The following is a 12,976-nucleotide window of genomic DNA, read 5'->3' as shown; positions in this document are numbered from 1 at the left end:
GCCGGCTTCGGCTGTGGGGGTGAGCGGAGAGGTCACTCCGCCAACCACAAATCGTGCCAGGAGGACGAGCCCCAGCGCGGCGTGTTGGAATGGTTGCGCGCCTTGGCGCTGATCGCCGTCAGGAAGATCTGCTCGATCGGCGTCCAGATCGGCAGCTCGGTATTGGCGCGCCGGACGAAATCGCCATAGAGCGCCTTGCGCCTGGCCGGATCGACCTCGGTCGCGGCATCGTCGATGATCTTGTCGATCGCCGGATCGGTCCAGCCCCATTGATTGGTCCAGGGCGCTCCCTTGGGTTGGCCGGAGCGGTACCACACCGTGGTCGAGACGGCCGGATCGTTGCGGTACTGGTGCCAGCCGGTGGCGAGGTCGAAGGCGTGCTCGTCATAGACCTGCTTGAGATAGCCGCCGCCATCGGTGCGCACGATCTCGACCTTGATGCCGACATCGGCGAGCGATTGCTGGATGAAGGTGGCGAAGAGCGTGATGTCCTCGCCCCAGGGCGCCGGCAGCAGCCGCAGCGAGAAGCGCGTCCCGCCTGCGCCGGGCTTTAAGCCGGCCTCGTCGAGCAGGCTGGCGGCGAGCTTCTTGTCGAACGGGTATTGCGGGCCGTTGTCGGCCGGGTAGAAATCGGTCGAGACCGAGGGGATCGGCCCGGTGCCGCGCTTGGCGAAGTCGCCGAGGAAGTTCTCGATGAAGAACGGAATGTCGAGCGCATGCGCGATGGCGCGCCGGACGCGGATGTCGGCGAGTTCCTTGCGGCGGAAGTTGAACTCGATCGTGTTGGTGCGGGCGTTGCCCTCATTGCCCTTGGTCGAGACGATGAAGCGCGGATCCTTGCCGAGGCGGGCCGAATCCGAGATCGTCAGGCCCGAGAACGGGCTGTAGTGGATCTGCCCCGCCTCCATCTGGGCGGCGGCGGCGGCGCGGTCGGTGACCACGCGCCAGACGATGCGGTCGAGATAGGGCGCATTGGCGCGCCAGTAGTTCGGGTTGCGCTCGGCGATGACGTGCTGGCCGCGCTCATACTGCACGAACCTGAACGGGCCGGTGCCGACCGGCGCGAGATTGACCGGGTTCTGGCGGATGTCGCCCTTGCCCTCGTAGAGATGGCGCGGCGAGACATAGCCGAGATCCGGCAAGGCGCGCAGCAGCAGGTTGAGCGGCATCGGGCGCTCATAGCGGAACACCGCCGTCAGCGGATCGGGCGTGTCGACCGCGGTGAGGAAGAGCTGCAGCGTGGTGCCGTAGTTCAGGATCTTCTTCCACATCTCCATCGCCGTGAACTGCACGTCGGCGGAGGTGAAGGGCTTGCCGTCATGCCAGGTCACGCCGGAGCGGAGCTTGAAGGTGATCGTCCTGCCGTCGGGCGCGGCCTCCCAGCTTTCGGCGAGCACGCCGACGGGCTGGCCCTTGGCGTCGAGATCGACCAGCTGCTCCTGGATTTTGCCGCCGATGATGTAGACGCCGGTCGAGGCCTGCAGGCTGGGGTTCAGCTGGCGCTGCTCGGCGCCGTAGTGGACGGTGAAGACGCCGCCCCTGCGCGGCGTTTCCTGGCCGAAGGAGCGCATCGGGAACAGTACGCTGGAGGCGATGGCGGCGCTGGTCCTGAGCGCGGCGCGGCGGGTCATATCCATGGATGATCTCCTGGGCCGGCACCCCGGCACGATGCGGTGGTCGCAGGCGCTCGTCAATTCGAACGGGGCGGGAGGGCTGCCGCGCTATCGCGGCAGGAAGCTCACGATCACGCCATTGGCGGATACCGCCGGCACGCTGACGGCGCCGCCATGGCGGATGCCGGCGGAGCCGAGTGCCTCGGCGGCACGGGCGAGGTCGTCGCTCGCCAGCACGATCGCCGCCGCTCCGGCCGGGGCGGCGCCGGCCCGCACGGCGTCCGGATAGCGCCGGGCGAGGCCGTCGGCGTCGTAGAACAGGATATCGGCGCGCTTGCCGCCGGACGGCACCAGCCAGGCATCGTCCTGCTGCGTCACAGGCTCGTCGATCAGCCGGCTCAGATGCTCCGCGGCGGCCTTGGCGTCGGCGGCGAGCACCTCGACCCGGATGATGCGGCTCGCGCCGTTGGCATGGCTCTGCAACTCCGGGATCCAGACCGTCTCCCGCGTCAGGTGCTGGCAGGCGAAGATGCGCAGCCCGCCGGGATTCTCGTCGAGCGGCCAGCGGAAGACGTTGAACCTGGCCTCGCCCTTGCCGCCGCCGGGCAGGTCGACCGGGCGGCCGAAATGAACCGGGCCGAGCGGCTCGAGGCCGCGGCTCTTGAGCTCGGCGGCGCCGGCGGCGGCGTCGTCGGTGGTGAAGGCGGCCCGCTCGATGCCCTCGCGTTCCGCCAGGAAGTCGCGGGTCGGCTTGTTGTGCTCGGTCTCGGCCAGGATGCCGAGCAGCTCGACGTAATCGTCGCCGAACATGATCGTGTAGTTGCCGCTGCCGAGGATGGGCGAATGCGTGCCGCGCGGCGAGACGGTGAAGCCGAGGCGCTGCCATTGCCGGGCGGACGCGTCGAGATCGCGAACCGTCACCACGACGTGGTCGAGGCCGAGGATGTGCTTGAGCGGCATGACGCCCCCTTGTGACCAGAACCCAGCGGAGGGAGAGTTCATCCGAACGGAAGTTAGGGCGCAACCGTTTCGGGATGACGATTCCAGCAGCCCCCGCTGCGCCGGAGACATAGCCTCGGGAGAATAGAATTTTCAAGGAGACGAGCGGAGAAGCAAAAATTCGGTAGAATCCGTTCGTCTCAGCCGAGAAAAATAGAAAATTTTCCTCCTTCGAAAGAACGGCCGGGAACACCCTGCTTGCAGCTTGGCGGACATGGCGGCAAGGATAAGGCTGGCCCGCCATGTGGGCCCTCGCTCATTGATGCCCAGCCGAAAGACGCCGCCGATGACTGCCCCCTCCTCCGTCGCCTGGCCGCCATCGCTCTGGGCCGCCACGGCCCCGCCCGGTCCTGTGCTCGGGACGCTCGAAGGCGCAATCGAGAGCGATGTCGTGGTGATCGGCGCCGGCTTCACCGGCCTCTCGACCGCGATCCATCTGCGCGAGAGCGGGGTCGGCGTCACCATCCTGGAAGCGGCGGAACCGGGCTGGGGCGCCTCCGGGCGCAATAACGGCCAGGTGATCCCGACGCTGGCCGGCCACGATCCCTCCGCCATGGTCGCCAGGCATGGCGAGGCCGGCGAACGCTTCAACGCGGTGCTGCGCGACAGCGCGCAATACCTCTTCGACCTCGTGCGCAAATACGACATTCCGGCCGAAGCCGAGCAGGCCGGCTGGGTTCAGCCGGTGCATTCGCCGGGGCGCTTCAAGCTCGCCGAAAAGCGCGTCAGGGAATGGTCGGCGATCGGCGCCCCGGTCGAATTGCTCGATCGTGCGGCGGCAGCGGAGATGCTCGGCTCGGATGCCTGGTTCGGCGGCTTCTGGAATCGCACCGGCGGCCACATCAATCCGCTCGCGCTGACCCGCGGCCTGGCCGAGGTCGCGCTCAGGCTCGGCGCGACCATCCATGCGCGCTCGCCCGCCGTGAGCATGGTGCACCGGAACGGCCGCTGGCTGGTGACGACGGCGAAGGGCTCGGTGACCGCGCGGGCGCTCGTGCTGGCGACCAATGCCTATACCGGCGAGTTCGCGCCTGATCTCGCCCCGGAGATCGCCAGGGAGGTCATTCCGGTCCTGTCCTGGCAGATGGCGACCAGGCCGGTCAGCGACAATGTCGCCAGGACCGTCATCCCCGGCCGCCAGGCGATGTCGGACACGCATCGCGAGCTCTATTTCGCCCGCTGGGACGCCCGCAACCGTCTCGTCACCGGTGGCGCCGCGATCCTGCCCGGCACGGGTGGCGCCAATCTGCGCCCGACGGTCGCGGCGCGGCTGAAGCGGCTCTGGCCGCAGCTCGGCGAGGTCGAGTTCGACTATGTCTGGTCGGGCTATGTCGGGATGACGCCCGACAATCTGCTGCAGCCGCAAGTGCCGGGTTATCCGCGCATCCATCAGCTCGGGCCGAACGGCTTCGGCTGGGTCGGCTGCAATGGCCGCGCCGTCGCATTGTCGATCTCGCTCGGCCGCGAGCTGGCGAAGGCGACGCAGGGCGTCGCGCCGGAGACGCTGGGCCTGCCGCTCTCGGCGCCGAAGGCGCAGCCCTTCCAAGGCCTGGTCCGCCGGATCGCGCCGCTGGCCCTGCCGCTCTATCGAAGGCTGGACGCGCAGGAGATCTAGGATCCGGGGCGGCCGCGGGTCACCAGCGCAGGAGGCGCGGCAGCACGAGCGCGCCGAGGCCCGTGACGAGCGCGATGGCGATGGTGTACCAGATCGCCAGGAAGGGCGCCGTGTCCGCCGGGCAATGCAGGCTGTAGGCGATGGTCGCCAGCCCGGCCGAGGCAAGGCCGGCACAGGCCCCGGTGAGGGGGCGGTCGACGGGTGCGCCGCGGCGCGCCAGCGCCATCAGGACGATGAGCGGGCACAGGGCATAGAGCGGAACCGCGATCAGGCAGGCGCGCCAGTGGCGGCCGAAGATCAGCGCGTCCCACTGCTCGGCCGGCGCCTGCGCCAGCGTGTACAGGGCCCAGCCGGCCGCGACCAGGAACGGCAGCGCCAACAGGGGCAGGCGCCGCGCCGGCCGCAGGCCGGGCCGCAGGCTGCTGTGGAACAGCGAGAGCGCGATGACGGCGACGCTGGCGCCGAGCGCGGCCTTGGCGACGACCGGCGGCGTCATCCAGACCTGAGCGAAATCGGCTCGGGCGCCGAGCGTCAGCAGCACGAGCCCGGCCGTCGCGGCGAGCGCCGCCAGCGCGCAGAGCCAGGTGGCACGGCGCAGCCAGCCCGTGTCGACCGGCCGGCTGCTCGCGCTCATCAGGGAGATCAGGTCGTCGGTTCGCATGGCGGATCTTCGCAAATGCCCTGGTCCGAACGAAAATTCGCGGCGGACCCATGAAAGGTTACGGAGTGATGCCGCAGCCGCGTCATGACGGCTTCACTCCCCGTCTCGAGAGGAATTTCGCCATGGCCTGCAGGCCGCGATGGATCGCGACCTTGGCCGCGGTCTCGCTCATGCCGGCCGCGCCCGCCGCCTCCGAGACGCTTGCGCCCTGGAGCTTGACCCGGTCGATCAGGCGGCGCGTGCGCTCGGGCAACACCTGCATGGCGCGCGCCAGGTCGAGCCTCGCCTCGACTGCAGCGTCCTCCGGCGGTCCCGCGAGCTGAAAGGCGTCGTCGTCGAGCGGCAGGTTGCCGGCATGGCGGCCGGATCGGCGCAGATGGTCGACCAGCTTGTAGCGCGCGATCGCATGGGCCCAGGCGGTGACGGGGCTCGCCGGGTCGTAGGTGTGCCGCGACAGGTGCAGGGCCAGCAGCGTCTCCTGCAGCACGTCCTCGGCCTCGCTCGCCTCGCTGCGTCCCGCCCTCGCCAGCATCTGGCGCAGATAGCCGCGCAGCCGGGCGCTGATCGCGTCGAGGAAGCGCCGGTAGGCGGCGGCGTCGCCGGCGAGCGCGGCGAGGAAGGCGGGCCGGAGCTGCTGTTCGAGGTCGTCGAGAGACAAAGGGGCCGGCTGCCTTTCCCGCCGCTGCGAGGTCGATCCGGCCTATTCCGTTGCATGGCGGCGCCGGCCTCACAAGCCCGTGACCGGGCGAGGAAAGCGCGGCCAGGATGTAACCAAAGCCTCTTGCCGGGCGATCTCTCCCGCGAAGCCGCCGATGCGGCGTGCCGGAGAGACAGCATGCGCCACCAGACGATCCCAGCAGCCCGCGATGCGCAGGCGATCCCGGGCGGCCTGGTCACCGGAGCCGATCTGCTGGCCGGCGGGCTCGCCGCGGCCGGCGCGACGCACGCCTTCGGCATTCCCGGCGGCGAGGTCCTGGCGCTGGTCGATGCGCTGGGCCGCGCCGGCATCCGCTTCGAGCTCGCCCGGCACGAGAACGCCGCCGGCTTCATGGCGGAAGGGCTCTGGCATGCGACCGGCGCCCTGCCCGTGCTGGTCACGACGCTCGGTCCCGGCGTCGCCAATGCCGTCAACGTGGTCGCCAACGCGCAGCAGGATCATGTGCCGCTGGTCGTCGTCACCGGCTGCGTCGATCAGGACTTGGCCGAGAGCTATACGCATCAGATCTTCGATCATCAGGCGGTGCTGCGGCCGCTGGTCAAGGCGAGCTTCCGGGTCGCGCCCGGCAGCGAGGGACTCGTCGTCGCCAAGGCGATCGCCATCGCCCGTCGCGGCCGTCCCGGCCCGGTCCATATCGACCTGCCGATCGCGGTGGCGGAAGCCCGCACGCCCCGGCGCGCCGTCCCTGCCATACCGTCCGCCTCCTCTGCGATCCCGGCCGACCTCCAGCCTGCGCAGGCGCTGATCGCCGCCGCGCAGCGGCCGCTGGTCATCGCCGGGCTCGACCTCGTCAATCAGGGCGGAGCCGCCGAACTCGACCGATTCCTGACCCGCGCCGGCGCGCCGCTGCTCACCAGCTACAAGGCCAAGGGGCTGGTTCCGGAGGACGATGCGCGGGTGGTTGGCGCCATCGGCCTGTCGCCCAAGGCCGACACGATCGTCCGTCCGCTGCTCGAGGCGGCCGACCTGATCGTCCTGGCCGGCTATGACCCGGTCGAGATGCGCCAGGGCTGGCGGGAACCCTGGCCGGCCGGAAAACCTGTCATCGACATCGTCGCCGAGCCGGTGCAGCACGGCATGCATACCTCCACCCTCCTGCTCGAAGGCGATGTCGGCACGATCCTGACGCGCCTGGGCGATGGGCTCGCGCCGAAAGCGGCCTGGCCGGACGGCGAGCCGGCGGCGGTCCGCCGCGCCTTCCGCGCCGCATTCGCCGCGCCCGAGGAATGGGGCCCGCACGCCGTCTTCGAGACCTTGCGCCGGATCGCGCCGGCGGGCGTGGTCGCGACCGCCGATTCCGGCGCGCACCGGATCCTGCTCAGCCAGATCTGGAGCTGCGACGGGCCTCGCCGCCTGCTGCAGTCGAGCGGGCTGTGCACCATGGGCTGCGCGCTGCCGCTGGCGACCGGCGCCGCGCTCGGCTCCGGCCGGCCGACCCTGTGCTTCGTCGGCGATGCCGGTCTCGACATGGTGCTGGGCGAGCTGGCGACGCTGCGCGACCTCGCCTTGCCGGTCGTGCTGGTCGTGCTGGTCGACGAGGCGCTCGGGCTGATCGCGCTGAAGCAGCGCCAGCTCGGTCTGGCGCGGGCCGGCGTCGATATCGGCGCGAGCGATTTCGCCGCCGTAGCGCGGGCGATGGGCGGCCATGGCGTCACGATCGGCGATCGCGACAGCCTCGCGCGCGAGGCCGCGGCCGCGTTCCGGCGCGACGGCTTCACGCTGCTGGCCTGCCGCATCGATGCCGCCTGCTATGCGGGGGCGTTCTGATGGCCGGGGTCTCCATTCCGGCTGCGAAGCGGCCCCGCGACGAGCGCCTCGACCTCTTCCGCGGGCTGACCATGCTGATCATCTTCGTGGCGCATCTGCCGGAGAACAGCTGGAACGCCTTCATCCCGGCGCGCTTCGGCTTCTCGTCGGGCGCCGAGCTCTTCGTCTTCTGCTCCGGCCTCGCCAGCGCGCTCGCCTTCGGCGGCGTCTTCACGCGCCGCGGGCTGTGGCTCGGCACCGCGCGCATCCTCTACCGGATCTGGCAGGTCTACTGGGCCCAGATCGGCCTCGTCCTGGCGCTGATCGCGCTCGCCGCCGCGCTGGACCAGGCCTTCGGCCTCGCCGAGCTCGCGCGGCAGTTCGCGCCGCTGGCGGCGGATCCGGAGCGGGCGCTGCTCGGCCTCGCCACCCTGACCTGGCAGCCGGACTATCTCGACATCCTGCCGATGTATCTCGTCATCCTGGCGCTGGTGCCGGTGATGATGCTGGGCCGTCGCCTCCATGCCGGCCTGCCCTTCCTGATCGCGCTCGGGCTCTACGCCGCGGTCTGGACCACGGGGCTGAACCCGCCCGGCAACCCCTGGACCGGCGCGGGCTGGTTCCTCAACCCCTTCGCCTGGCAGCTGATCTTCTTCATCGGCTTCTTCATCGGCATGAAATGGCTGCCGGTGCCCCGGCTCGGGGACCGGCGGCTGATGGCGCTGGCGGCGCTGTCGGTCCTGCTGTCGCTGCCGCTGTCCTTCTGGGGCATCCTCGAGCTCTGGCCCGCGGCTCAGGCAGCGCGCGACCTCGTCCTTCCCGCCAGCGAGAAGACCGATCTGCACATCCTGCGCGTGCTGCATTTCCTCGCCGTCGCCTATCTCGTCCTGAGCCTGATCGAGCCCTTGCGCCACAGGCTCGACCGGGGGGCGGGCCATCTCCTCGTCCTGATCGGCCGCCAATCGCTTCCGGCCTTTCTGGCCAGCGCCGTGCTGGCGAGGCTCCTCGGCGTCGCCGCCGACATGGCCGGGCGCAGCGAGCTGGCCGTGGCGCTGCTCAACCTGACCGGCTTCGCCCTGATCCTGGCCACGGCGGTGGTCGTCGGCTGGTTCAAGGGCGCACCATGGGCCGGGCCGGGAGGCGGACACGCCGCCGGCCGCCAGAGCGCGCCGGCAGCCGGTTCCGGAGTCCCCACACGGCTCCGTGAAGCGAGTTGAACGCCGCTCGATCGCCTGTCTCTCGAACTCCCTGAAGAGCGCCGGCATCAGCGCGGCAACGGAGCAGCCCATGTCCTACGCCATCCATCACGACCTCTCCGGCATGCGCATCACCGTTTCCGGCGATGCTGCGCGCCTCGCCTGGAACGACCTGCTCGAGGCGCTGCTGGCGCATGCCGCCACCACGCCCGAGCATCTCGCCCGGGCGCTCGTCGCCGATCCCGACTTCGCCCTCGCCCACGCCGTGAAGGGGCTGATGCTGCTGTCGCTTGCACGCGCCGAGCTGACGGCGCCGGCACGCGACTGCCTGGCCCGGGCGCAGGCGGCAGCGCTCCTGCGGCCGGTGACGCCGCGCGAGGCGATGGTCGTCGAGGCGCTGGCGCTCTGGCTCGGCGACGCTCCGCGCCGGGCGGCGGAGCGGCTGGAGGCGATTCTGCTGGCCCACCCCCGCGACGTGCTGGCGCTCAAGCTCGCGCACGGGCTGCGCTTCATGCTCGGCGACCAGGCCGAGATGCTGTCGACGCTAGGGCGCATCGCCCCGGGCTTCGGCGAGAGCCACCCGCTCGCCGGCTTCGTCCATGGCTGCCATGCCTTCGCGCTGGAGGAGCAGGGCTTCTACGCCGAGGCCGAGCGGGCCGGCCGCCGCGCCGTGGCTCTCAGCCCGCGCGACGTCTGGGGCCGGCATGCCGTCGCCCATGTGCTGGAGATGACCGGGCGTGCCGACGAAGGCATCGCCTGGCTCGGCGACGGCCGTGCCTGGGCGCATGCCAACAATCTGCGCTTCCATATCGTCTGGCACCTGGCGCTGTTCCGGCTCGAGCGCGGCGAGACGGACGAGGTCCTGCGGCTCTATGACGAGGAGATCCGGGCCGAAGAAACCGACGACTACCGCGACATCGCCAACGGCGCCTCGCTGCTGGCACGACTCGGCTATGCCGGCGTCGATGTCGGCGATCGCTGGGAGGAGCTCGCCGCGAAGGCCGAGCGCCGCATCCATGACGGGCGCCTCGTCTTCGCCGACCTGCATTATGCCCTCTCGCTGCTCGGCGCCGGCCATGCCGACGGAGCCGAGGCCATCGCGCGCAGCCTGATCGAGGATGCGCGGGCCCATCCCAGCGGCGAGCGGCGTGCCGCCGCCCGCAAGGGCGCGCTCGCCGCCTTCGGGCTGATCGCCTTCCATGAAGGCGATCATGACGAAGCCGCCCGCCTGCTCGGCGCCGCCCGCGACGGACTCGCCGCCATCGGCGGCAGCCACGCCCAGCGCGACCTGTTCGAGCAGGCCTATGCGGAGAGCCTGATCCGCGCCGGCCAGCACGACCGTGCCGCGGAGATTCTCGGCCAGCGCCTGAAGCGGCGCGGCGGCCCCAACCTCTTCGCCGCACGCAGGCTGGCGCTGCTGCGCAGCCGCGGCGCCGGACACCTTGTCGCTCTCGCCGTCGCCTCCGCCCCGCTCGCCACCGCCCACGGACCCCTCGAAAGGACGACATCATGACCACCGCGACCATGACCCGCGGCTTCGCGCTGCCCTCGACCCGCACCGTGATCAATCTCGCTCTCGGCGGCTTCGCCGGGCTGGGTTTCTGGGAGCTGTTCTCCTCGGTGCCCACGGCCTGGTTCGCCGAGTATCCGCTCGAGCCGCCCGAGCTGGTGAAGTCGCTGTTCGCGCATCAGCTCGGCGTCACGCTCTCGACACCGGTCGCCAAGCTGCTGCACTTCGCCACCGGCTTCCTGTTCTATCCGCTGGGCTACTGGGTGCTGACGCGCTGGTTGAAGAGCTTCGGCATGCCGGCCGATGGCTGGATCTGGGGCGTCATCACCTATTTCATCGCGCTCGCCTTCTTCGCCCCGCTCGCCGGGCAGCAGGTCCTGCTCAGCGACGTGCCGCGCCTGTCCTTCATGAGCCTCGTCGGCCACGCCATCTACGGCTATCTCGCCGCCCATGTCTTCGAGGCGCTCGAGGCGCGCTCGACATGAACGCGACGCGAGGACGAGCCATGCTCGACAGGCGCGCCTTCATCGGGTTCGCGGCGGCAGCCCTGGCGGCCGCGACCGGCGCGGAGGCCGAAACCCGGGCGGGAATGCCCCGCCCGGTCAACACCCTCGGTTCCCCGGAGGGGCTCGCGATCCGCGGCTACGATCCGGTCGCCTATTTCCGCGAGGGCGGCCCGCGGCCCGGCGAGTCCGAGTTCGCGGTCCGCCATGGCGGCGCGACCTGGCGTTTCGCCAGTGCCGAGCACAAGGCGCTGTTCGAGGCCGATCCCCAGCGCTATCTGCCGGCCTATGGCGGCTTCTGCGCCTATGGGACCTCGCGCGGCTATCTGGTGAAGATCGAGCCGGAGGCCTGGTCGATCGTCGGCGGCCGGCTCTTTCTCAACTACGATCTCGGCGTGAAGGACAGCTGGCTTCGCCGGACGAAGACCTATATCGCCCGCGCCGACGCCGGCTGGCCGCGCCTGAGCTCGGCCGATATCCGATAGGGCCGGGCGATCACGCGCGCGGCGTCGTCAGGCGCGGGCGGCGGTGACGACGATCTCGATCATGGCGCCGCCGCCGAGATCGGCGACGCCGACAGTCGCCCGAGTCGGCATGTCGTCGCCGAAGAAGCTCGTCCAGACGGCGTCCATCTCCTTCCTCTGCGCGAGGTCGGTGACGAAGTTCTGCGCCGCCACGATCGCCTTGCGGTCGAGCCCGACCTCGCCGAGATAGCCCTCGATCTTGGTCAGGATGTTCCGGGTCTGCGCGCCCATCGATTGGGTGGTGTCGTCGGCGATGACGCCGCCGACGAAGACCAGATTGCCGACCTCGACGATGCGGTTCTGGATCGGGGTGCGGATGGAACGCTTGATGGCCATGATGGTCCCTTTCTGCTGGTTGAGGATGGTCAATGCGCCTGCGGCGCGAAGCGGGCGATGCCGAGCCCGTCGACCGGGACGTTGCTGCGTCCGGTCGCGATGATCTCGGCCATGACCGCGCCGGCGCCGGGGCCGAGCTGGAAGCCATGCGCCGAAAAGCCGAACTGGTGATAGACGCCCTCGTGCCTCGCGCTCGGGCCGAAGACCGGCAGGTCGTCCGGCATCCGCGCCTCGATGCCGGCCCAGGCGCGCAGGATCGGCGCGCCGCGCATGATCGGGAACAGGTCCCAGACCGTTCCGGCATTGGCGGCCAGCTTGCGCCAGTCGAGGATCGTGCGGTTCTCGTCGCGCAGCGCCCGGCCGCGATAGCCGCCGCCGATCAGCACCGTGCCGTTGGCGAACTGCTTGAAGGACAGTTTCCGGCGCAGCATGATCACCACCGGCTCGATGAAGGCCGCCATCGGCGCGGTGATCATCAGCATCGGCGCGATCACCTCGAGCGGCACCGGTTCGCCGAGATCGGCGGCGATGCGGTCGGCCCAGGCGCCGGCGGCGTTGACGAGGCGCGGCGCGGCGAAGCTGCCGGCGTCGGTCTCGACGCGCCAGACCGCGCCCTCCCGGCGAACCCTGTCGACGCGCACGCCCTCGCGGATGACGGCGCCGCGGTTCTGCGCCTTGCGCTTGAAGGCCTGCGTCGCCCGCAGCGGGATCGCCGCCCCGTCCCGCCGCGAGACGATGCCGCCGGGGCAGCTCTCCGAGACGGCGGGAACCAGCTCGCGCAGCTGCCGGGCGTCGATCAGCTCCTCATGGTGGAAGCCGCGCAGCGTCAGGTCGTCGACGCGCGCCCTGCAGTCCGCCAGGTCCTCCGCGGTCTCCGCCACGAGCACCTGGCCGTCGCAGGTGAAGCCGCAATCGTCGTCGACCAGCTCGCCGATCCGGTGCCAGAGCGCCATGGAGGCGTTGGAGAGCGGGATCTCCGCGACATGGCGGGCGAGCTGGCGCACGCCGCCGGCGTTGACCCCGGAGGCGTGGCGGCCGGCATGGTCCTTCTCCAGCAGGATGACCGTCATGCCCCGCAGCGCGCAATGCAGCGCCGTCGAGCAGCCATGGATGCCGCCGCCGACGATGATGACATCGGCATTGCGGCGCCCGGCGCTCACCGTACCACCGCCTTCACCGCGGCGTCGGTCTGCGGCAGCGCCGCGAGCTCGGCGAGCGTCACCGGCTTCACCGGCGGCCGCAGGCGATAATAGCCGACCTCGGCCGGGGTCGTGCCATGGGCCTGTGCGATCAGCTCGACCACGGTCGGCCCGCACAGGCGGCCCTGGCACGGACCCATGCCGCAGCGCAGGAAGGCCTTCATCTGGTTGGGGCCGGTGACGCCGAGGCGGATCGCGGTCTCGCGGACCCGGCCGGCCGTGACCTCCTCGCAGCGGCAGACGATGGTCTCGTCCTGTGGCGGGGCGAGGAATTGCGACGCCGGCTTGTAGAGCAGGTCGAGGAAGCGCCGGCCGCGCAAGGCACGCGCGAGCGCGGCGCGGATCGGCGCGCCCAG

Annotated in this window: 13 protein-coding genes; 6 read left to right on the top strand and 7 right to left on the bottom strand. The window is 70.8% G+C overall.

The window, feature by feature from the left end; genetic code table 11:
• Positions 1 to 32: 32 nt before the first annotated feature.
• Together CS1GBM4_RS02620 and CS1GBM4_RS02615 are read right to left on the bottom strand one after the other, a co-directional pair.
• A complete protein-coding gene (locus CS1GBM4_RS02620; RefSeq protein WP_186417135.1) occupies positions 33 to 1,637 on the bottom strand; it encodes an ABC transporter substrate-binding protein in 1,605 nt (534 codons plus the stop codon).
• Between the two features lie 84 nt (positions 1,638 to 1,721).
• On the bottom strand, positions 1,722 to 2,573 hold the full coding sequence (locus CS1GBM4_RS02615; RefSeq protein WP_186417134.1) for a VOC family protein: 852 nt from the start codon (positions 2,571 to 2,573) through the stop codon (positions 1,722 to 1,724).
• A gap of 325 nt (positions 2,574 to 2,898) precedes the next feature.
• Here CS1GBM4_RS02615 and CS1GBM4_RS02610 point away from each other — a divergent pair, with 325 nt between their 5' ends.
• Positions 2,899 to 4,227 carry an FAD-binding oxidoreductase gene (locus CS1GBM4_RS02610; RefSeq protein WP_186417133.1) on the top strand — a complete coding sequence of 443 codons (1,329 nt, stop codon included), beginning with the start codon at positions 2,899 to 2,901 and terminating at the stop codon, positions 4,225 to 4,227.
• 19 nt (positions 4,228 to 4,246) lie between these two features.
• Here the strand turns inward: CS1GBM4_RS02610 and CS1GBM4_RS02605 are convergent, their stop codons facing one another.
• Positions 4,247 to 4,888, bottom strand: a complete 642-nt coding sequence (locus CS1GBM4_RS02605; RefSeq protein WP_186417132.1) for a DUF1109 domain-containing protein — start codon at positions 4,886 to 4,888, stop codon at positions 4,247 to 4,249.
• Positions 4,889 to 4,970: 82 nt separating this feature from the next.
• Complete coding sequence (locus CS1GBM4_RS02600) at positions 4,971 to 5,546, bottom strand: sigma-70 family RNA polymerase sigma factor (RefSeq protein WP_186417131.1); 576 nt, start codon at positions 5,544 to 5,546, stop codon at positions 4,971 to 4,973.
• A 177-nt stretch (positions 5,547 to 5,723) separates the two neighbouring features.
• Here CS1GBM4_RS02600 and CS1GBM4_RS02595 point away from each other — a divergent pair, with 177 nt between their 5' ends.
• The 5 genes from CS1GBM4_RS02595 to CS1GBM4_RS02575 all read left to right on the top strand — a co-directional run bounded on the left by CS1GBM4_RS02595 (position 5,724) and on the right by CS1GBM4_RS02575 (position 11,046).
• Positions 5,724 to 7,373, top strand: a complete 1,650-nt coding sequence (locus tag CS1GBM4_RS02595; RefSeq protein WP_210201517.1) for a thiamine pyrophosphate-binding protein — start codon at positions 5,724 to 5,726, stop codon at positions 7,371 to 7,373.
• The gene (locus CS1GBM4_RS02590; RefSeq protein WP_186417130.1) at positions 7,373 to 8,569 is read left to right on the top strand and encodes an OpgC domain-containing protein; all 1,197 of its coding nucleotides are present in this window, start codon (positions 7,373 to 7,375) and stop codon (positions 8,567 to 8,569) included. Before CS1GBM4_RS02595 ends, CS1GBM4_RS02590 begins: the two co-directional genes overlap by 1 nt.
• Before the next feature lie 70 nt (positions 8,570 to 8,639).
• Positions 8,640 to 10,061, top strand: coding sequence for a tetratricopeptide repeat protein (locus CS1GBM4_RS02585; protein ID WP_186417129.1), 1,422 nt, complete (start codon positions 8,640 to 8,642; stop codon positions 10,059 to 10,061).
• Entirely contained in the window at positions 10,058 to 10,543 is a 486-nt protein-coding gene (locus CS1GBM4_RS02580; protein ID WP_186417128.1) for a DUF6789 family protein, read from the top strand. The genes CS1GBM4_RS02585 and CS1GBM4_RS02580 overlap by 4 nt, the downstream gene beginning before the upstream one ends.
• Before the next feature lie 20 nt (positions 10,544 to 10,563).
• A complete protein-coding gene (locus CS1GBM4_RS02575; RefSeq protein ID WP_186417127.1) occupies positions 10,564 to 11,046 on the top strand; it encodes a YHS domain-containing (seleno)protein in 483 nt (160 codons plus the stop codon).
• A 27-nt stretch (positions 11,047 to 11,073) separates the two neighbouring features.
• Here CS1GBM4_RS02575 and CS1GBM4_RS02570 read toward each other — a convergent pair whose 3' ends face one another.
• The 3 genes from CS1GBM4_RS02570 to CS1GBM4_RS02560 form a co-directional block, all read right to left on the bottom strand.
• Complete coding sequence (locus CS1GBM4_RS02570) at positions 11,074 to 11,421, bottom strand: RidA family protein (protein ID WP_186417126.1); 348 nt, start codon at positions 11,419 to 11,421, stop codon at positions 11,074 to 11,076.
• A gap of 29 nt (positions 11,422 to 11,450) precedes the next feature.
• A complete protein-coding gene (locus CS1GBM4_RS02565) occupies positions 11,451 to 12,581 on the bottom strand; it encodes an FAD-binding oxidoreductase (RefSeq protein WP_186417125.1) in 1,131 nt (376 codons plus the stop codon).
• Positions 12,578 to 12,976, bottom strand: a 399-nt coding sequence (locus CS1GBM4_RS02560) for a (2Fe-2S)-binding protein (RefSeq protein ID WP_186417124.1), incomplete at its 5' end; no start/stop codon positions are given. The genes CS1GBM4_RS02565 and CS1GBM4_RS02560, both read right to left, overlap by 4 nt.

The organism is Allobosea sp. CS1GBMeth4 (assembly GCF_900185715.1).
GTDB lineage: Bacteria > Pseudomonadota > Alphaproteobacteria > Rhizobiales > Beijerinckiaceae > Allobosea.
The sequence above is the reverse complement of the archived record's forward strand: the minus strand, read 5'-3'. Positions and strand labels throughout refer to the sequence as shown.